General features: G+C 66.1%; 19 protein-coding genes. 9 read left to right on the top strand and 10 right to left on the bottom strand.

Features of this window, described 5'->3' with window-relative positions:
• The first annotated feature begins 4 nt into the window (after nt 1–4).
• Both AC0IW9_RS17635 and AC0IW9_RS17630 read left to right on the top strand, forming a co-directional pair.
• Nucleotides 5–418 (top strand): MerR family transcriptional regulator, encoded by a 414-nt coding sequence (locus AC0IW9_RS17635; protein ID WP_471649588.1) that lies wholly within the window; start codon nt 5–7, stop codon nt 416–418.
• 63 nt (nt 419–481) lie between these two features.
• Nucleotides 482–2416 (top strand): FTR1 family protein, encoded by a 1935-nt coding sequence (locus AC0IW9_RS17630; protein WP_471649587.1) that lies wholly within the window; start codon nt 482–484, stop codon nt 2414–2416.
• 283 nt (nt 2417–2699) lie between these two features.
• Here AC0IW9_RS17630 and AC0IW9_RS17625 read toward each other — a convergent pair whose 3' ends face one another.
• Complete coding sequence (locus AC0IW9_RS17625) at nt 2700–3119, bottom strand: MerR family transcriptional regulator (RefSeq protein WP_471649586.1); 420 nt, start codon at nt 3117–3119, stop codon at nt 2700–2702.
• Between the two features lie 84 nt (nt 3120–3203).
• Here AC0IW9_RS17625 and AC0IW9_RS17620 point away from each other — a divergent pair, with 84 nt between their 5' ends.
• The 5 genes from AC0IW9_RS17620 (at nt 3204) to merA (ending at nt 6634) form a co-directional block, all read left to right on the top strand.
• Nucleotides 3204–3620 (top strand): mercuric transporter MerT family protein, encoded by a 417-nt coding sequence (locus tag AC0IW9_RS17620; RefSeq protein WP_471649585.1) that lies wholly within the window; start codon nt 3204–3206, stop codon nt 3618–3620.
• 23 nt (nt 3621–3643) lie between these two features.
• A complete protein-coding gene (locus AC0IW9_RS17615) occupies nt 3644–3937 on the top strand; it encodes a heavy-metal-associated domain-containing protein (protein ID WP_471649584.1) in 294 nt (97 codons plus the stop codon).
• A 21-nt stretch (nt 3938–3958) separates the two neighbouring features.
• Nucleotides 3959–4741 carry an alkylmercury lyase family protein gene (locus AC0IW9_RS17610; protein WP_471649583.1) on the top strand — a complete coding sequence of 261 codons (783 nt, stop codon included), beginning with the start codon at nt 3959–3961 and terminating at the stop codon, nt 4739–4741.
• Between the two features lie 183 nt (nt 4742–4924).
• Complete coding sequence (gene merF, locus AC0IW9_RS17605; RefSeq protein WP_471649582.1) at nt 4925–5131, top strand: mercury resistance system transport protein MerF; 207 nt, start codon at nt 4925–4927, stop codon at nt 5129–5131.
• A 30-nt stretch (nt 5132–5161) separates the two neighbouring features.
• Entirely contained in the window at nt 5162–6634 is a 1473-nt protein-coding gene (merA, locus tag AC0IW9_RS17600; protein WP_471649581.1) for a mercury(II) reductase, read from the top strand.
• 321 nt (nt 6635–6955) lie between these two features.
• Here the strand turns inward: merA and AC0IW9_RS17595 are convergent, their stop codons facing one another.
• Nucleotides 6956–7285 carry a hypothetical protein gene (locus tag AC0IW9_RS17595; RefSeq protein ID WP_471649580.1) on the bottom strand — a complete coding sequence of 110 codons (330 nt, stop codon included), beginning with the start codon at nt 7283–7285 and terminating at the stop codon, nt 6956–6958.
• 89 nt (nt 7286–7374) lie between these two features.
• On the opposite strand from AC0IW9_RS17595, the gene AC0IW9_RS17590 reads away from it, so the two are divergent.
• Both AC0IW9_RS17590 and AC0IW9_RS17585 read left to right on the top strand, forming a co-directional pair.
• Nucleotides 7375–7584 carry a hypothetical protein gene (locus tag AC0IW9_RS17590; RefSeq protein WP_471649579.1) on the top strand — a complete coding sequence of 70 codons (210 nt, stop codon included), beginning with the start codon at nt 7375–7377 and terminating at the stop codon, nt 7582–7584.
• The gene (locus tag AC0IW9_RS17585; RefSeq protein WP_471649578.1) at nt 7581–8087 is read left to right on the top strand and encodes a hypothetical protein; all 507 of its coding nucleotides are present in this window, start codon (nt 7581–7583) and stop codon (nt 8085–8087) included. Before AC0IW9_RS17590 ends, AC0IW9_RS17585 begins: the two co-directional genes overlap by 4 nt.
• Nucleotides 8088–8092: 5 nt before the next feature.
• On the opposite strand, the gene AC0IW9_RS17580 is transcribed toward AC0IW9_RS17585, so the two are convergent.
• The 8 genes from AC0IW9_RS17580 to AC0IW9_RS17545 all read right to left on the bottom strand — a co-directional run bounded on the left by AC0IW9_RS17580 (nt 8093) and on the right by AC0IW9_RS17545 (nt 18293).
• Nucleotides 8093–8233, bottom strand: a complete 141-nt coding sequence (locus AC0IW9_RS17580) for a hypothetical protein (RefSeq protein ID WP_471649577.1) — start codon at nt 8231–8233, stop codon at nt 8093–8095.
• Between the two features lie 116 nt (nt 8234–8349).
• Nucleotides 8350–8619 (bottom strand): hypothetical protein, encoded by a 270-nt coding sequence (locus AC0IW9_RS17575; protein ID WP_471649576.1) that lies wholly within the window; start codon nt 8617–8619, stop codon nt 8350–8352.
• Nucleotides 8620–8704: 85 nt separating this feature from the next.
• Nucleotides 8705–11866 (bottom strand): efflux RND transporter permease subunit, encoded by a 3162-nt coding sequence (locus AC0IW9_RS17570; protein WP_471649575.1) that lies wholly within the window; start codon nt 11864–11866, stop codon nt 8705–8707.
• Nucleotides 11863–13461, bottom strand: a complete 1599-nt coding sequence (locus AC0IW9_RS17565) for an efflux RND transporter periplasmic adaptor subunit (RefSeq protein ID WP_471649574.1) — start codon at nt 13459–13461, stop codon at nt 11863–11865. Before AC0IW9_RS17565 ends, AC0IW9_RS17570 begins: the two co-directional genes overlap by 4 nt.
• A complete protein-coding gene (locus AC0IW9_RS17560) occupies nt 13458–14714 on the bottom strand; it encodes a TolC family protein (RefSeq protein WP_471649573.1) in 1257 nt (418 codons plus the stop codon). The genes AC0IW9_RS17565 and AC0IW9_RS17560 overlap by 4 nt, the downstream gene beginning before the upstream one ends.
• A gap of 67 nt (nt 14715–14781) precedes the next feature.
• Nucleotides 14782–15192: a FixH family protein gene (locus AC0IW9_RS17555; protein ID WP_471649572.1), complete on the bottom strand. Its 411-nt coding sequence runs from the start codon at nt 15190–15192 to the stop codon at nt 14782–14784.
• A gap of 201 nt (nt 15193–15393) precedes the next feature.
• Nucleotides 15394–15765: a hypothetical protein gene (locus AC0IW9_RS17550; protein ID WP_471649571.1), complete on the bottom strand. Its 372-nt coding sequence runs from the start codon at nt 15763–15765 to the stop codon at nt 15394–15396.
• Nucleotides 15766–15908: 143 nt separating this feature from the next.
• Nucleotides 15909–18293: a heavy metal translocating P-type ATPase gene (locus tag AC0IW9_RS17545; RefSeq protein WP_471649570.1), complete on the bottom strand. Its 2385-nt coding sequence runs from the start codon at nt 18291–18293 to the stop codon at nt 15909–15911.
• Between the last annotated feature and the right edge of the window lie 18 nt (nt 18294–18311).

Below are 18311 nucleotides of genomic sequence, written 5' to 3'. Positions count from 1 at the left end.
GGCGGTGGAAACAGAAATCACCTTCAACATCGGTGTTTTGGCGAAGGCGACCAGCACAAAGGTAGAGACGATCCGGTGGTACGAACGGGTGGGCTTGCTCTCCGCCCCTGACCGGACTTCCGGCAACTACCGGGCTTACGGTGCCGCGCACCTAGCCCGCCTCAGTTTTATTCGGCGCGCCCGCGATCTTGGTTTCTCGCTAGATCAGATCCGCACACTGCTAGACGTCTCTGAGCAACAGGACCTGCCGTGTGAGGCCGTCGATGTGATTGCACGTCAGCATCTCAAGGAAGTGGATCGCAAGATTGCTGACTTGCAGGCGCTACGTCGGGAGTTGGACTCCCTGATCGGACAGTGCCGACATGGCCGGGTCGCCGAGTGCCGGATCATCGAAGCGCTAGCCCCCCAGGCATTATGACACATAGCCTGTGCACGGGAGCGTATCTGCGATAGCTTCGCAGTCGCAATTCAGGCAAGTCGGATGCATCACCGCTTCATTCTAATAGGCGTCTTTCTTATTGGCCTGCTGCTTCCTCAGCCAGGACAGGCTGAGGAGGAGGCTGCTGTTCAAACTACGTGGCGCCTCTTGGACTACATCGCCGTCGATTATCCTGGCGCTGTCGAGGATGGGCGCATCGTAAGCCAGTCTGAATACGATGAGATGGTTGAGTTTTCCGAATCGGTGCGAACTCGTCTCGGACAACTACCTTTTCACCCTCAACAAGCTCAGCTGCAGGCTGAGGTTATCGCCTTGGAGGCCGCCATCGCCGCTCGGGCCATGCCTGCAGATGTGGCGAAGCTGGCACGCGGTCTGGCTGTACACTTGCTGGATGCCTATCCAGTGCCTCTCGCTCCGACAAAAACTCCCGACGTATCACGAGGCTCTTCCCTCTATGCCGAACAGTGCGCCAGCTGCCACGGCCTGAGCGGCGCAGGCGACGGGCCAGCGGCCGCAAACCTTGATCCTCCGCCAATTGCCTTCACAGACCGATCCCGCGCTCAGGAACGCAGCCTGTTCGCGCTTTATCAGGTGATCACCCAAGGGCTGGATGGCACCGCGATGCCGAGCTTCGCTCAACTGTCGCCCGAGGACCGCTGGGCTTTGGCGTTCCATACGGGAACGCTCGCCTATCCAGTATCCCTGGCATCTGAAGGAGAACGTTTGTGGCGCTCGGACCCGACGCTGCGGGCCGTTGTGCCGAAGCCGGAAGCACTGGCTGGAATAACGCCGGCCCAACTTGCCGCCCAAGTGGGTGATGAGCGTGCGGCAGCTGTCACTGCTTATTTGCGCCGGCATCCTGAAGCACTAAGTCCGGCTCAAGGTTTGTCTCTCGACCTAGCTCGAGCTCGCCTAACTGAAGCTGTTCAGGCTTACGGCACCGGCGACCGCCGGCGGGCGACTGATCTGGCGCTATCGGCATATCTGGATGGATTTGAGCCGTTCGAGCCGAGAATTGGCGCCAAAGACTCTGCACTGCTCGGGCGTGTTGAAACAGCGATGAACGAGTTGCGCGCTGGCATCACTCGCGGACAGCCTACTGAGGCGGTAGGGCGCCAGGCAGCAGCGGTAACGACCCTTTTCAACGAGGTCGAGCGTACCCTGGCCGAGGACACCGACAGCAATGTCACCATGTTCGTGGGAGCAGCAACCATCCTTCTGCGCGAGGGGCTGGAAGCGCTTCTCATCGTGATAGCGATGATTGCCTTCCTGCGAAAAGCTAACCGTGAAGAGGTGCTGCCCTATGTGCATGGTGGGTGGGCTGCCGCGCTCGTGGCAGGCGGCGCTACCTGGTTTGCCGCGACCTACATCATTGCCATCAGTGGCGCGAGCCGCGAGTTGACAGAGGGCTTCGGTTCACTTTTTGCCGCACTCATACTGGTTTCCGTCGGCATATGGATGCACGGCAAGAGCCACGCTGATAACTGGCAACGCTATATCCGCGAGCGGCTTTCACATGCTCTCTCGCGTCGCTCGGGATGGGTCCTGTTCCTGCTGGCTTTCGTGGTTGTCTATCGCGAAGTGTTTGAGACGATCCTTTTCTACAGCGCGATGTGGCGACCGGAGAGCGCCACCCCCCTACTCGGCGGCATCGCCTGCGCCGTTGTCTTGCTCGGAGTTATCGGCTGGGCGGCTTTGCGCTACAGCCGTCAGTTGCCTATCGGACGCTTCTTCGCAGTGAGCTCACTGCTGGTGGCAGTGATATCGATTGTTCTTGCTGGCAAAGGGATCGCAGCGCTGCAAGAAGCTGGCTTGCTCGATGTACAGCCGTTGGCCGGGCTTCCTCGATTGGCGGCTCTTGGCGTCTACCCAACCGTTGAAGGCGTAGCAGTTCAACTTGCGACTTTAGCGGTGATCATGATTGGCTTCTGGTACAACCGTCGCCATTCATTGACCCAAACTCGGATCCAGACATGAGCGGGTTACGCCATACGTTGGAGACCCTTTAGGTCTCCATCTACTTTGCGGACATGGTCGCTGCCGCCCTCGCCATTTTCTTCATGTACGGTGCGACAGCGTCGAATGGCTAAACCGGAGATCCTCTGCGATCTCCCGCAGGGTTCGGCCACTGGTTTGACCAGCCGGACAGCCTCGTCTTCGAATTCTTTCGCAACCATCGCTGCTGCTTCATGGGGGTCCTCTCGCCTCATCGGGACCTCTCCACTTCTTTGATACAAGTCCACTTAAGAAGTGCGGCGCGTTAAGGGGATGCGTAGAGCGCCTCGACGATGGGGCAATCCGGCACCGACCCGCCCTGGCAGCGCGACGCGACTTCGCTCAGGGTACGCTCCAGCCGCTCGAGGTCAGCGATCTTCCTCCGCACATCCTCGAGGTGCTTGAGGGTTACGGCCTGGACGTCTGAGCATGAGCTATGGCCGCCATCGACGAGCCTTAGGAGGCTGCGGACCTCGTCGAGACTGAAGCCCAGTTCCCGGCTCCTGCGGACGAAAGTCAGCCGGGCGACGTGCGCGGGCCCGTACACCCGGTGCCGCCCCTCAGTCCGCCCCGGGGCGGGCAACAGGCTGATCTTTTCGTAATACCGAATGGTCTCGATGTTGACCCTCGTCTGCATGGAGAGGTCGCCAATCGAGATGCCCTGCCGCCTGCCGTCCATCGTCATCTCCCGGGGCGTGATTTCCCCTTGAACCTGTAGTTACTACAGGTCCTACCTTGCCCACAGATGATGGAGAAAGGCCAAGTGGCCATGAGTGACCAAGCGGAACGGGGCGTCCTCGCCATCGAGGAGACGGGGGAGTGGAACAAGGAGGGAGGTGGCCCTCCGAAGGCGTTGCTGGCCACGGTGGGGCTACTGGCCGCCCTCGGGGCGTCGAGCTGCTGCCTACTGCCCCTCGGCCTGTTCCTCGTCGGCGTCAGCGGCGCCTGGATCGGCAACCTGGCCGCCCTGGCGCCCTACCAGCCGGTTTTCGTGGCCGTCACCCTGGCCTGCCTCGCGGGCGGGTTCTTCGCGGTTTACCGCAAGCCCAAGATCGCAGCCTGCGCCGAGGGCTCGTACTGCGCCCGACCGGTCTCCGACCGGGTCGCCAAGGTCGCCCTTTGGAGCGCGGCCGCCCTCGTCGCGGCGGCTCTCGCCTTTCCCTACGCAGCGTCGATCCTCCTGTAACCGTCCTGGAAAGGAAGCCAGACATGAAGCCGATCACCCGCCTCGCCGCCGCCCTGGGCCTCGTCCTGGCCAATGGCACCATGGCCTCCGCCGCCGAACAAACGGCCACCCTCAAGGTGCAGAACGTCTCCTGCGTCACCTGCGCACCCATCGTGAAGCGCACCCTTACCCGCGTGCCTGGCGTAAGCCGAGTGGCGGTTACCGAGGGCAACGGGACGGCCACCGCGACGGTGACCTTCGACAACGCCAAGGCCGATGTCGCGGCCTTGGTGCAGGCGACGACCAACGCCGGGTTTCCGTCGCAGGCGGTGCAGTAGGGCAGAGCCGTCGGCAGTCCCATGGACACCCCGAAGCGGACGACCGGCGCAGTCGGCCAAGCCTTTGCGCTGCGCCCTGGGGTGCTGATGCCAGACTGGTCACTCGTCACCAAGCCGACGGCGCGCGAGGCGCTCGCCGCCAGCATGGTTACGGCGCGAAGGGCGGAGAAGTGGTCGGGCCTCGATGCAGCCGAGGACTTAGTCTGGCAGGCGGTCCTGCACGGCTTTGCCCGCTCCGGTGCGGCGCCAGAGACGGCGCGGCTGGCCACTGGAGCCGGCCTGGACGAGCCCGCGGTTGCTGGGGTGCTGCGCGCGCTGCAGTGGCGGGATCTTGTGGTCCTGGACGAGCGTGGCACGACCGTGACGGCCGCCTACCCCTTCAGCGTGCAGGAGACCTGCCATCGCGTCCAATTAGACGGGTTGGCCGAGGTGCACGCCCTCTGCGCCATCGATGCTCTCGGCATGGGGGGCATGCTCGGCTGCGACACGGCTATCGAGTCCTTCTGCCCCGAGTGCAACGTGCCCATCCGGATCACGACGCGCGACAAGGGCCATGCACTCGCCTCGGCGACGCCTACCACTGCCATCGTTTGGGCGGGGATCCGGTACGCCGACGGGTGCGGCGCGACGTCGGGCTGCAATGTGAAGCTGTTCTTCTGCTCCGATGAGCACCTCTCGGCGTGGCGCCAACGGGTCGACCCGGGCGGCGCCGGGTTCCGGCTCTCGGTGGAGGCGGCGCTGCAAGTCGGCAAGGGCCTGTTCGTGCCGATGCTCGCCCCGCGGCCCGAGGAGGACGGGGCATGAGGCACGCCCTTTGCCTGGCCGCTGCCTCCGCAGACCTGTTCGCCCTTGGCATTGTCGCCGTCGTCCTGGGCGGCCTCTGCTGTCCTCCGGCGGGCTTCATCGCCCACTTGGCGCCTACGGCCGCTGTGGCGGCCGCGCTCGACTCCGGCGGTTCCGCCGGGCGTGCGGGCGAGGGCCGCTGACATGGAAAACCGCAAGCTCATGGCCACCGGCATCGTCGGCTTCGTGGTGGCTGCTCTGTGCTGCTCTACCCCGGTCCTGGCCGTCCTGCTCGGCTCCGTCGGCCTCTCAGCCGTGCTCGGCTACCTCGACTACGTCCTGATCCCGGCGATGATCTTGTTCCTGGGGGTCGTCGCCTACGCGGCCTACTGGCGTCGGCGCTCTGTCTAGGCCGCCGGACCAACAAACAAAGGAAGCACCGTGAATTTCTTCGCACCGCAGCCCGCCCAACACGACTGTTGCAGCGCCAAGCCGAGCCGTAGCGAGCATGCGCCGGACCTCGTCGTGATCGGCACCGGGTCGGCGGGCTTCTCCGCAGCGATCCGCGCCTCAGAACTCGGCGCGAAAGTCGTGCTGGTCGGCGACGGAACCATCGGCGGCACCTGCGTCAACATCGGCTGCGTGCCGTCAAAGGCGCTCATCCGGGCGGCGGAGACGCTGCACCAGGCTCGCACCGCCTCGCGCTTCGCCGGGGTCATTGCGACAGCACGGCTGGAAGACTGGAAGGCCCTCGTCGCGCAGAAGGACGAGTTGGTTGGCAGCCTCCGGCAGGCGAAGTACGTTGATCTCCTGCCACAGTACCCCGATATCACCTACGTCGCGGGACGTGCACGTCTCACTCCGGACGGTGCCGTCATGGTCGGGGACACAGCATACCGGCCCAGTAAGGTCATCATCGCAACCGGGACGTCATCGGCCACACCGGCAATCCTCGGGCTAGACACGGTTCCCTGGCTCACCAGTACGACGGCGATGGAAATCAAGGCACTCCCCACCTCGCTCCTGGTGATTGGCGGTGGCGTCATCGGCGTCGAGCTTGGCCAGATGTTCGCCCGCTTCGGCGTGCGCGTGACCATCGTGTGCCGCTCCCGGCTGCTGCCCAGTGCTGAGGCGGAGGTGAGCGCTGCGCTGACTGAGTACCTCCGCGCCGAGGGCGTCGATATCCACTGTGGGGTGTCCTACAAGGCCATCCGGCAAACTGGGGACGGTGGGGTCGAACTCGTCGTCCGGGGCGCCGGCGGTAGCGCCGTGACACTCCCCGCCGAGCGCGTCCTCGTAGCTACCGGCCGGATGCCGAACACGGCCGGGATAGGCCTAGAGGAAGCTGGCGTGGCGCTAGATGGCCGCGGCGCTGTCCAGGTTGACGACCGGATGCGCACAACGCACCCGGGGGTCTATGCAGCGGGCGACGTCACCGGCCGGAATCTCTACGTCTACATGGCCGCCCACGGTGGCAAGGTCGCTGCGGAGAACGCGCTCGGCGACGAAGACGCGTTGCGCTACGACGCCACGGCCATGCCGGAGGTGGTCTTCAGCGACCCGCAGGTAGCGAGTGTCGGCCTGACTGAGATGGCGGCTCGACGTGCGGGGCTGGAGGTTGAAACCAGGGTTGTGCCGCTCGACCAAGTGCCCCGGGCGTTGGCCGCCCGCGACACGCGGGGCTTGGTCAAGTTGGTGGCGGAACGGGGGAGCGGACGGCTCCTAGGCGCGCACATCTTAGCGCCAGAGGCTGGAGACAGTATCCAAACAGCCGTTCTGGCGGTGAAGCACGGACTGACCGTGGCCGACTTATCCGCGACAATCTTCCCATATCTGACAACGGTCGAGGCGCTGAAGTTGGCAGCGCTGAGCTTCTCCAAAGAGGTTGGGAAGCTCTCCTGCTGCGCAGGGTGATCAGAGCAGGCCAGCTACGTAGTAAAAGTTGGTACTCAACCTTTCGGACAGTATCCAGTCAAAGCACAACGGACGGGATCGTTCAGTGTGCCTCGGCCGGACGCGCCGCCGTCAAGCCTGACGCCTTCGGCGCTCTGCTACGCGGCTAAGTGACTTGACCGCAGCGCGCGCCCGAGAGGCCGGCATAGGTGGCGTCGATGGGGTACTGCACCCCGTCGACGCCAGTCAAAGTTTGGACCCGATCCGGCACTGTCCGACAAATCGAGTCCCAGCCTTCGCCAAGCCCAGATGAAAATGAGCGTCACGAGCCAAGCGATCCAGTCACGCGATCACCAGCACGGCTTGCCTGGCACGGCCCTCTGCCAATGCCGCAGCGAGCTGCGACCGATCACTCCGCCTCCCCCTCTCAATTTCGGTAAACTCCTCGACGAGTTCGCCACGGATGGCCGAGATATGTCGAGACACTGCCTCCCGTTGAGCCTCGAGGTCGTGTTCCTGGTGATCACGGTGTTGGGTATCACCGGCTTCTAGCCAGCCGTTCTCGCCGACACCGAAGCGACGGCGCTGGTTGCGATCAACGCGTTGCGGCTGCTCGGATACCGGTTCCAGGAAGCGGCAGCACGGCAACAATCTCGTGGCAAGGCTACGCAATTGCCCTGCACTTTTTCCTCTTGACCTTCCCATCATTGAAGGCCGCACCGTCGCTCTCGGTATAACGGTGAACTGAACCGGAGATTATTATGCGACATTCGCAACCGCTCGAAGCGCAGATTATAGCCGCACTTAGGCAAGCGCTGGCTGAAAGCCAAACGGAGGCCGCCGAGCATTTGCTACGCGCAATTGAAGCGCTCTGCAGCAACGCGACCCCCGGGATGGCGCTGGCCGATGCGTATTCCACTGCCTTCGGCGTGCCGCCGAAGCGGCCTACGGCACGGATCTTCCGTCAGTGAGCGCGGTCGGCGCGGACCACCCCGTGCTCGCCGCAGCGGCGGACTGGCCAAGGGCCCTTCGCGTCTATCTGGGTGTCATCGCCGTCGGCAATCTCGCCTGGGAAGCCGCCCATCTTCCCCTCTACACCCTGTGGAATACCGGGACGGCAAGAGAGAAGCTGTTTGCCATCGTTCACTGCACCGGGGGCGACGTGCTGATTGCCCTTACCAGCCTGGCGATTGCGTTGATCACCGTCGGCCATCGCGACTGGCCGCTGCACGCCTTTCGACCGGTTGCCGCAGTGACGATGGTTCTCGGCGTTGGTTATACGATCTTCAGTGAATGGCTGAACATCGTCGTCCGTCAAAGCTGGGCGTACTCAGAATTGATGCCCGTCGTCCCGGTGATCGACACCGGCGTCTCCCCGCTTCTGCAATGGCTCGTGGTACCGCTTTCCGCTCTCTGGCTGGCTCGCCGGACGGCACGGCGTGATCCAGCTGTGCCGGCATCTTTGAAACTCTGAGGCGGTCAGCCACGACGGCCAAACAGATACTTCACCAGCGCCGCAATACCGAGGACGAGCAGGATGATAAGGAGGAGCCCCAGTAATCCCATGCCCCACATCATCCCACTCATCATGCCGCCATCATGCACCATCATGGTGCTCACCTCTGTCTCAGCCCTACGGCGGAACTAACGCTGGTGCCTGTCTCAGCGCAGCGGATCCGCCAACCGAGTGATAGAGCGGGCCCCGCAGCAGGGCCCGCCCCCTTTCAGAGTGGCCGTTAACGGCTCTGGTTCGGCGCCTGGTTCGTCTGACCACTCTGGTGCATGGCGGTCCGCATGATCTCCGTGCAGGTCTCCATCATGCGAGTGTGGGCCCCCATCATCTCCTTCATGCCGCTCTGGCCCATCATCTCACCTTGACGTCCCATCATGCCCTGGCCTGGCGCCGGGGCGCCTGGCGTGGTCTGGGCCGTCTGCGCATAGGCGGCGCCGGCCATCGTCACCGCTGCCGCGAGAGCGATGGCCATTACGCGAATCCTGTTGTTCATGCCTTGGTCTCCTTTAATACGCCAGGCCGCCTTGGTCGGGTCGCCATCCCGCCCAACGGCGGGATTTCCTGGCTCGCGGGAACTGTCACTCCGCTACCGCAAGCGAACGCGTTTCGTGCGCGGCGACCGTCGCGGCTTTTGGCAGGTGCCACCCCTTGATGGCACCAAAGAGCGCCGGAATGACCAGGAGCGTCAGCGCCGTCGACGACACCATGCCGCCGACCATCGGCACCGCGATGCGCTGCATCAGCTCCGAACCCGTGCCGGTACTCCACAAAATGGGCAGCAGCCCCGCCATGATGGCCGTGACCGTCATCATCTTCGGTCGCACCCGCTCGACGGCGCCCTCCATGATGGCGAGACGCAGATCCGCCTGGGTAAGCACCCGTCCTTCAAGGCGGCAGCGCTCGCGGATCTCGGCCAGTGCGTGATCCAGGTAGATCAGCATGATGACTCCGGTTTCCGCGGCAACGCCGGCCAGGGCAATGAAGCCCACCGCCACCGCGACACTTAGGTTGAAGTGCATCAGGTACATCAGCCAGACACCGCCCACGAGCGCGAAGGGCACCGAGAGCATGACGATCAGCGTCTCGGTTAGTCGGCCGAAGTTCAGGTAGAGCAGCACGAAGATCAGCAGCAGCGTCACCGGCACGACAACTGTCAGCTTCGCCTTGGCACGCTGCATGTACTCAAACTGCCCGCTCCATTCGATATGGAAACTGGGTGGCATCGGCACCTGTGCCGCGACGGCGCGCTGCGCATTGGCGACATAGCCGCCGACATCGCGCCCATGCATGTCGACATAGACATAATTCACCAGCTGGGCGTTCTCGGTGCGGATGGTCGGCGGGCCGCGTCGCAGCTGCACGCTGGCGAGCTGGCCGAGCGGAATGGCCGCGCCGCTTGGCGCCTGCACCAGCACCTGGCCGGCGATGCTTTGCGGGTCGGTGCGCAGACCGCGCGGGTAGCGGACGTTCACCGTATAGCGGGCGCGGCCCTCGACCGTGGTCGTGACCGGCTCGCCGCCCAGCGCCGTGGCGATGGTCTCCTGCAAATCGCCCACCGTCAGGCCGTAACGAGCGAGCGCGGCCCGGTCAGGCTCGACTTCCAGGTAGTAGCCGCCCTCTACCCGCTCGGCAAAGACGCTGGTGGTGCCGGGCACCGAGCGGATGGCCGCCTCGACCTGGCGGGACAGCTGATCGATCCCGCCCAGATCCGGGCCATACACCTTGACGCCGACCGGCGTGCGTATGCCGGTCGAAAGCATGTCGATGCGGGCCTTGATCGGCATGGTCCAGGCATTGGAAACGCCCGGCATGCGCAGGGCTGCATCCATCTCGGCCGTCAGCGAGTCTACCGTAACCCCGGGTCGCCACTCCGCCTCCGGCTTTAGATTGATGATCGTCTCGAACATCTCGGTCGGCGCCGGATCCGTCGCCGTCGCGGCGCGCCCGGCCTTGCCATAGACGCTTTCCACCTCCGGGAAGCCGCGGATGATGCGGTTCTGCGTCTGCAGCAGCTCGGCCGCCTTGGTGACGGACAACCCAGGCAGGCTGACCGGCATGTACATCAGCGTCCCCTCGTTCAGCGTCGGCATGAACTCGCTGCCGAGCTGCGACCAGGGCCAGGCGGTGGCGCCGACCGCCAGCACGGCCAGCAGGATGGTCAGGGTACGGGCGCGCAGGACGAGGGCGATCACCGGCCGGTAGAGCCAGATGAGTAGCCGGTTCACCGGGTTCTTGCGCTCCGGCATAATGCGGCCGCGGATGAACAGCACCATCAGCACCGGCACCAGCGTCACCGACAGCAAGGCGCCGCCGGCCATAGCGAAGGTCTTGGTGAAGGCCAGCGGGCGGAACATCCGTCCTTCCTGGTCCTCTAGGGTGAAGACCGGCAGGAAGGAGACGGTGATCACCGCCAGGCTAAAGAACAGCGCCGGGCCGACCTCGACCGCTGCCTCGGTCAGCACCTGGATGCGCGACGCACCCGGTGGCGCCTGCTCCAGACGCTTATGGGCGTTCTCGATCATCACAATGGCCGCGTCGACCATGGCACCAAGGGCGATGGCGATGCCGCCCAGGCTCATGATGTTCGAGCTCAATCCTAGCAGGTGCAGCAGTGCCATAGCGATCAGCACGCCGACCGGCAGCATGATGATGGCTACCAGCGCGCTGCGGACATGCAGCAGGAACACGACGCAGACCAGCGCAACGATGATGCTTTCTTCCAATAGCGTATGCTTCAGGGTGTCGATGGCGCGCCCGATCAGGGTGGAGCGGTCATAGACCCCCGTGACGGTCACGCCTTCCGGCAGGCTGCCAGCAATATCGGCCAGGGTCTTCTTCACGCTATCGATCACAGTGAGGGCGTTCTGGCCTTGTCGTTGCAGCACAATGCCGCTGACCACCTCGCCCTCGCCGTTCATCTCGGCGATGCCGCGCCGCTCCTCCGGGCCAAGCTCGACCCGGGCCACGTCGCGCAGCAGCACGGGCGTGCCGCTCTGCATCATCAGCACGATCTGCTCGATATCCGGGATGCCTCGCAGATAGCCGCGGCCGCGGACCAGATACTCGGTTTCCGACATTTCGACCGAGCGGCCGCCAACGTCGCGGTTGCTGGCACGGATTGCCTCCGTCACCCGCGACAGCGGGATGCGGTAGGCCTGCAGCCGCTGCGGGTCGACCACTACTTGGTACTGCTGGACGAAGCCGCCCACGCTCGCCACCTCGGCGACACCCTCGGCGCGCGCCAACTGGTAGCGCAGGTACCAGTCCTGGACCGAGCGCAGCTCGGCCAGGGTCCGCTGCGCCCCGGTGACGACGTACTGGTACACCCAGCCGACGCCGGTAGCATCGGGGCCGAGCGACGGCGTGACGCCGGTCGGCAGGCGCCGCGCCGCCTGGCTCAGATATTCCAGCACGCGCGAGCGCGCCCAGTAGAGGTCGGTGCCGTCCTCGAACACCACATAGACGAAGGAGGCGCCGAAAAACGAGAAGCCACGAACCGTTTTCGAGCGTGGCACCGTGAGTAGCGCCGTGGTCAGTGGATAGGTGACCTGGTCCTCGACCACTTGCGGCGCTTGGCCTGGATAGTCGGTGTAGACGATGACCTGGGTGTCGGAGAGGTCGGGAATGGCGTCGAGCGGCGTATTGCGCACCGCCCAGACGCCGGTACCGACCACGAAAAGCGTGACCAGCAGCACGAGGAAAGGGTTGGCCACCGACCAGCGTATGATGCGCGCGATCATCGCGGTGCCTCCTGGCCGGGCGCGGCAGGCGGCGGCGCAAAGGCTTGCAGCGCGGCCCGCAGGTTGCTTTCCGCGTCGATCAGGAAGTTGGCGCCGACCACCACCTTTTCCCCCGCGGCCACGCCGCGGCGGATCTCGACATAGCCCTCCGCCCGCCGCCCGACGGACACCGTCCTCGGCTCATACCGCCCCGCAGCGCGCTCCACGAGCACGGTCTGCCGCGTCCCGGTATCAAGCACCGAGGAATCCGGCACGACGACCATCAGCGCGGTGCCCACCGCCGCCGCGATCTCGACGGTGGCGTACATGTCGGGTTTGAGTAGCTGGTCGGGATTGGGGATCTCGATGCGCACCCGCGCGGTGCGGGTCGTGGCATTCACGGTTGGATAGAGGAAGGTCACCTTCCCTTCGAACGACCGCTCCGGATAGGCGGTCAGGCCGATCGTGGCCTCCTGCCCCGGCCGGATCAGGCCGAGATCCTGCTCGAACACCTCGGCCAGCAGCCAGACCGTCGATAGATCGGCCAATCGGTAGAGGGTGTCCCCCGGTGCAAAGCGCATGCCCTGCACAGCATTTTTTTCCAGCACCACACCGTCGATCGGCGCGCTCAGCGTCAGCGTGCGGCTGACCGTGCCGGAGCGCCGCAGCCGTGTAAGCTCACCCTCCGGCAGGTCGAAGTTGCGCAGCCGCGCCAGGGCGGCGTCGGCAATGCCGGCCGTACTGCTGCGCACCGCGCGGTCGGCATCGGCCATGGCGCGCCCCGCCTCGCGGGCGATGACATATTCCTGCTCGGCCGCCGCCAACTCGGGGCTATAGACCTCGAACAGCGGCTGTCCCCGGCGTACCGGCTGGCCGGTTTCATTGACCAGTAGCCGCTGAATCCAGCCCTCAAAGCGCGGTGCCACCACGACCAGGCGGCGCTCATCGACCGCTATGGTGCCCACCGCCCGCACCGACCGGGTCAGAGCCCGCTCGACGGCCGCCTCGGTACGCACACCGAGCATCTGCACCCGCTGCGGACTGACGGTGACCGTGCCGGCTGGCTGGTTCGCTTCCTCCTCGTAAACGGCAATGTAGTCCATCCCCATGGAGTCTTTCTTTGGCACCGGCGAGGTGTCGGGCAGGCCCATTGGGTTGCGGTAATAGAGAAGTCGGCCGGGGCCGCCGCCCGGCGCCGGCATGGGTGCCGCAGTCGTCGCGGCCGCCGGCGGCGCGCTCGGGTCCTCGTACACCGCCATGAAATCGCGGCCGTCGGCGGTTTTTTTCGGGACCGCCGAGTAGGCGGGCCGGCCAGACGGATCTTGGTAGTAGAGCGGCGTGCGCTCCGCATCGGCCGCCACGGGGGCCGGCGTCTCTTCCTCATAGACCGGCAGATAGTCACGACCCTGGGCATCTCGCTTCGGGGTCGGCGAGAAGTCGGCTGCATCCGCCGGATTGCGATAATAGAGCGGCGTCCTTGCCTCCGCCGGGCGCGCCTGAGCCGGCTGCGCCAAGGCCGCCCTGCTCGCCACCGGCGAGCGCGGCGCCAGCCAGACGCCCCCTGCTGCCAGGACCACGGCCAGTGCAACGCCGCCGGCCCACAGGCGGCGGCTCACAGGTCGCCCCCAACCAGGCGTTCGATGGCGGCCAGCTGCCGCTGCCCGTCGAACTCGGCCGACAGGAGCTGCAGGCGAAAATCGGCCAGATCGTGCTGGGCCCGCAGCACCGCGGCCAGATCCACCCGGCCGACGCCGAAGCCGGCGGCTCCGGAGCGCACCAGCGCCTGAGCCTGCGGCAGAAGTTGGCGGCGGATCAGGTCCGCCGTCCGGCGGCTACCCTCGAAACCGGCCACCGCCTCCGCCAGGTCGCTGCGAATCTGCAGCTCGCGGGCATCCCGCCGGGCGCGCGCCGCGCCCGCCTGGGCGCCGGCCTCGCGCGTCTGCGCCTCACGCAGGCCCCATTGCAGCGGGACTTTCATCGCCACCCAGGCCTGGTAGCCGCCGGGTCCGAAGCCCGAGCGGTCGACCGCCGCCCCGCCGATGGTGATATCCGGGTACCAGTTGCGATCGGTCAGCCGCCGATTAGTGTCCGCCCCGCTGACCGCGGCGGCGTCGGCGGCCAGCGCGGGATTGGCGGCCCCGGCGCGCTCGGCGAGCCGAACCGCGTCCAGCGCACGGACCTCCGGCAGGGGCCGCAGCCGCTCCGGAGCGGCGAGCGGCGCCGTGGTCGGGCGGACCAGCAAGGCGTTCAGCTGGCCCTGCGCGCTTCTCAGCGCCGTCTCCAGGCGGACGATCTCGGTGGCGACACGCGTGGTCTCGACCTCGGCGCGGAACACCTCCTGCTGCTCGCCGCGGCCCTGGGTATAGCGCTCGCGGGCGACCTGCGCGATGCCGTGAATCGCCCGGTGCAGGTCCTCGGTCCGGTGCACCGCTTCGTAGGACGTGTAGTAGCGGGCAAAGGCGACCTTTACCCGCTCGATCACTTCGGCTTCTGCTGCCTCGGCCTGGGCCGTCATCTGGCCGACCTCGGCGCGGGCGACCTGGCGCCGCAGGTCGCGCCGCCCCCATAGCGGGATTTCCTGCTGGAAGCTGTAGATCATCTTGTTCGGCCGCGGCCCCGACGTGCGGTCGATATCGTCCGACATCACCTGGATGGTCGGATCCGGCAGCGAGCCGGCGATGGCCACGCGCGCCTGCGCGGCGGCGGTCTCCATGCCGCGGGCGGCCAGCTCGGGGCTGAGCTGGCGCGCGAGGGCGAGCACACTGTCCAGCGTCGCCCCAGGGAGCGAGGCCCCCGGCGCGCGTTGGGTGGTCCGGGTCTGCGCCTGGCCGGTTCCGGCCAGCAGCAGCAGCGTCAGGCCGAGCGCCATGGCCGCGCCGGGACGTCGCCCGGCGGGCCGCAGGGGCGCCGCGGCCCCCGAAGATGGGTACGCCATCTCATTGCGCCGCGTTGAAGGTGATCGTGCTGCGTACCGTCTCGGTCTCGCCCTGAATCTTGGCCGACATGTTCAGCGCCCAGCCCCCGGCCATGCCGGTCTCGACCTGCAGCCGGTAGGTGCCCGGCTGCGGCTGGGCGGCGGCCGGCGAGACCTTGCCTGTCATGGTTGGCATGCCGGACGGCGCCATGTCGGCCCGGGTCTGGAAAATGACGGCATCGGGCACCGGCTTGCTGTCCGGCAGATGGATCAGGCGGACGGTGACGTCCGTCTTGCCTGCGCCGGCCGCCTGGGCGCTGACGAGTTCGATCCGGTAATCACGAGCGGCCGCCATGGCCGCCGTGCTCAGGAAGCCGGCCGCAAGCACTGCGACCGTGCCCAGCACGGCCGCGCGAAAACGATGGAAAATCATACCACTATCTCACTGGTGGAGCGCCTGCGTCACGACACAAGCGACAGGTTCGTCCGATACGAAACGGCGATGAAGCCAGCTCCGCGAGGAACTCCGATCGCGCTAGGTCCGGCCATCACGCGACGCCAGGGCGTCAGATGACCAGACATCAGTGAGCGAGCAGAGGCGAACCGGCGCGGCGCTTGCGCACTGCCCGGCCGTTCAGACGCGTGAGATAGGGGGATCGAGGGCGGGTTTCCGGGTTAGCCCGGCCGGGTCGACGTCCGACATCCAATAAAAGATCGCCGACCAGTCAAGCCGCGTGACCGCCGGCGGATCAGGCATCGGCAGACCGATCATGAAGACGCAGCCAAGATCCAGCATGCAGCCCGGCATCCGGTCCTGGCAGGGCGCTAGGTCCTTGCAGGGTATGGCCGTGCCGTCATCCGCCGTCTCCATGATCATCGGCATGGTCATCGCCGCCTCCGGCGGCGCCAGCATCGTGGCCGACGGCATCGCCTGGGTGACGCCGGCGCAGAGGAACGCGACGAGCGTGGCCAGGAAGACGAACTGCCGGGAGAAGCGACGAAGCATGGCCCGATCATAGGCCTGCGTTGCCTGGACCGGAAGCATTCGCTCCCGAACCTTGGTTTTTCTCCACCGATCGCCATCCGCTTGGCTGTTATGCAACCAGCACGCTGCGGCGCCTTGGCCTGCCACAGCGTGTTTTGACGTGCCTAGTCCAGCCGGGCCGCCCGCAGTCGCAGGGCATTGCCGACCACGCTGACCGATGAAAGCGCCATCGCGGCGGCGGCAATAATGGGCGATAACAGGATCCCGAACCACGGGTACAGCACTCCAGCCGCCAGCGGCACGCCGGCGGCATTATAGGCGAAGGCAAAGAACAGGTTCTGCCGGATGTTGCGCATTACCGCGTGGGACAGATGGCGAGCCCGGACGATGCCGGTGAGATCGCCGCCCAGCAGCGTCACGCCCGCGCTCTCGATGGCTACATCGGTACCAGTCCCCATGGCGATGCCCACCTCGGCGGCGGCCAGCGCCGGCGCATCGTTGACGCCGTCGCCAGCCATGGCAACGCGACGGCCTTCCGACTTCAGCCGTTCGACGACCCGCTGCTTGTCATCTGGCAGCACCTCGGCCACCACTTCGGCAATGCCAAGCCGTCTGGCGACGGCTTCAGCCGTAGTGCGATTATCACCCGTCAGCATCACCACCCGCACGCCCTCTTTCGCCAGCCCCGCCAGGGCCGCTGCGGTGGTTTCCTTGATCGGGTCGGCGACTGCGACCAGACCGGCCGGCTGGCCATCCACCGCCACGAAGAAGGCCGTGGCTCCCTCCCCGCGCAGCCGCTCCGCCTCGGCGGCCACCGGCGTGGCGTCCACGCCGAGCTCCTGCATCAGCCGTGCGTTGCCCACGGCGATCTGCCGGCCCTCTACCCTACCGGTCACGCCGCGCCCAACCGGTGCGTCGAAGCCTTCCACGGCCGGCACCGGCAGGCCACGCTTCTGCGCGGCCCGGACCACTGCTTCGGCCAAAGGGTGCTGGCTTGGGCGTTCCAGCCCGGCAGCCAAGCGCAGCACATCCGCTTCGTCGAATCCTGCCGCCGGCACGACGGCCACCACTTCCGGTCGGCCCTGGGTGAGCGTTCCGGTCTTGTCGACGACCAGGGTGTCGATGCGCTCCATACGCTCCAGCGCCTCGGCACTCTTGATCAGCACACCCGCTTGAGCGCCGCGCCCCACGCCCACCATGATCGACATCGGCGTCGCCAGACCCAGAGCGCAGGGGCAGGCAATAATCAGCACGGTTACGGCGGCGACCAGCGCATACGCCAGCCGCGGCTCCGGTCCCCAGACGGCCCAGGCGATGAAGGCTAGCACCGCGATCCCCATCACGGTCGGCACAAACCAGCCGGCGACCTGATCGGCCAGCCGCTGGATCGGAGCGCGCGAGCGCTGCGCTCCGGCCACCATGCGCACAATCTGCGCCAGCACCGTGTCCTGTCCGATCCGGTCAGCACGCATGACAAAGGCGCCCTGGCCATTCAGGGTCCCGCCGATCACCTGTGCGCCCGGTGCCTTGGTGACCGGTACCGGCTCGCCGGTGACCAGGCTCTCATCGACATTGCTGCCACCCTCGAGGACCTCGCCGTCCAGCGGCACCTTGTCTCCCGGACGCACCCGCAGCCGGTCGCCGACCTGGATGGAGGCCAGCGGCACTTCCTCGTCTGAGCCGTCCGCCTTAATGCGCCGGGCCAAAGCCGGCGCCAGGTTCAGCAGGGCACGGATGGCGCCTCCGGTACGCTCGCGTGCCCGCAGCTCCAGCAATTGCCCCAGCAGCACCAGCACCACGATCACCGCCGCCGCCTCAAAATACACGGCCACCGAGCCGTCCGGCCCACGGAACGTCATCGGAAACAGTCCAGGTGCGGCCGTGGCTACGACGCTGAAGGCCCAGGCGACACCAGTACCCAGTGCAATCAACGTGAACATATTGAGGCTGCGGTTCACCACCGATTGCCAGCCGCGTACGAAGAACGGCCATCCCGCCCACAGCACCACCGGCGTGGCAAACAGCAGCTGGAACCAGTTCGACGTCCCGCGTGCCACCAGATGGTCGAGCCCAAGCAGGTGACCGCCCATCTCCAGCGCAAAAACCGGCACTGTGAGCGCCAGGCCTATCCAGAAGCGGCGCGTGAAATCGATCAGCTCGTGGTTCGGTTCGGCCTCGCCGGACGGTACCTCCGGCTCCAGCGCCATGCCGCAGATCGGGCAGCTGCCCGGCCCTGTCTGACGGATCTGCGGGTGCATCGGGCAGGTATAGATCGTGCCAGGCTTTACCGATGCCGTGTCCGACACCCGGTCACTCAGATATTTCGCGGGTTCGACGACGAACTTGGTTCGACATCCTGCCGAGCAGAAAAAATAGAGGTGGCCGTGATGCTCGGCGCGATGCGGCGTGGTGTGCGGGTCGACCGTCATCCCGCACACCGGATCCTTCACCGCGTCAGGCGCCGCTGGCACACCGTGCCCTGCGCCGTGGTGGTGCTCGTGGCCGTGGTGTTGGCAAGTGGACGATGGGTGGGCAGGCTGCTTTTCCATGGCGGGTCTCCTTTGCCG

The organism is Belnapia sp. AC561, from assembly GCF_979252845.1.
The sequence above is the reverse complement of the archived record's forward strand: the minus strand, read 5'-3'. Positions and strand labels throughout refer to the sequence as shown.

Excerpts from the sequence above, each read along its gene's own strand:
- AC0IW9_RS17630 (WP_471649587.1), top strand. The coding sequence starts at position 482 with ATGCATCACCGCTTCATTCTAATAGGCGTCTTTCTTATTGGCCTGCTG.
- AC0IW9_RS17625 (WP_471649586.1), bottom strand. The coding sequence starts at position 3,119 with ATGACGATGGACGGCAGGCGGCAGGGCATCTCGATTGGCGACCTCTCC.
- AC0IW9_RS17620 (WP_471649585.1), top strand. The coding sequence starts at position 3,204 with ATGAGTGACCAAGCGGAACGGGGCGTCCTCGCCATCGAGGAGACGGGG.
- AC0IW9_RS17615 (WP_471649584.1), top strand. The coding sequence starts at position 3,644 with ATGAAGCCGATCACCCGCCTCGCCGCCGCCCTGGGCCTCGTCCTGGCC.
- AC0IW9_RS17610 (WP_471649583.1), top strand. The coding sequence starts at position 3,959 with ATGGACACCCCGAAGCGGACGACCGGCGCAGTCGGCCAAGCCTTTGCG.
- merF (WP_471649582.1), top strand. The coding sequence starts at position 4,925 with ATGGAAAACCGCAAGCTCATGGCCACCGGCATCGTCGGCTTCGTGGTG.
- AC0IW9_RS17590 (WP_471649579.1), top strand. The coding sequence starts at position 7,375 with ATGCGACATTCGCAACCGCTCGAAGCGCAGATTATAGCCGCACTTAGG.
- AC0IW9_RS17575 (WP_471649576.1), bottom strand. The coding sequence starts at position 8,619 with ATGAACAACAGGATTCGCGTAATGGCCATCGCTCTCGCGGCAGCGGTG.
- AC0IW9_RS17570 (WP_471649575.1), bottom strand. The coding sequence starts at position 11,866 with ATGATCGCGCGCATCATACGCTGGTCGGTGGCCAACCCTTTCCTCGTG.
- AC0IW9_RS17560 (WP_471649573.1), bottom strand. The coding sequence starts at position 14,714 with ATGGCGCTCGGCCTGACGCTGCTGCTGCTGGCCGGAACCGGCCAGGCG.
- AC0IW9_RS17555 (WP_471649572.1), bottom strand. The coding sequence starts at position 15,192 with ATGATTTTCCATCGTTTTCGCGCGGCCGTGCTGGGCACGGTCGCAGTG.
- AC0IW9_RS17550 (WP_471649571.1), bottom strand. The coding sequence starts at position 15,765 with ATGCTTCGTCGCTTCTCCCGGCAGTTCGTCTTCCTGGCCACGCTCGTC.
- AC0IW9_RS17545 (WP_471649570.1), bottom strand. The coding sequence starts at position 18,293 with ATGGAAAAGCAGCCTGCCCACCCATCGTCCACTTGCCAACACCACGGC.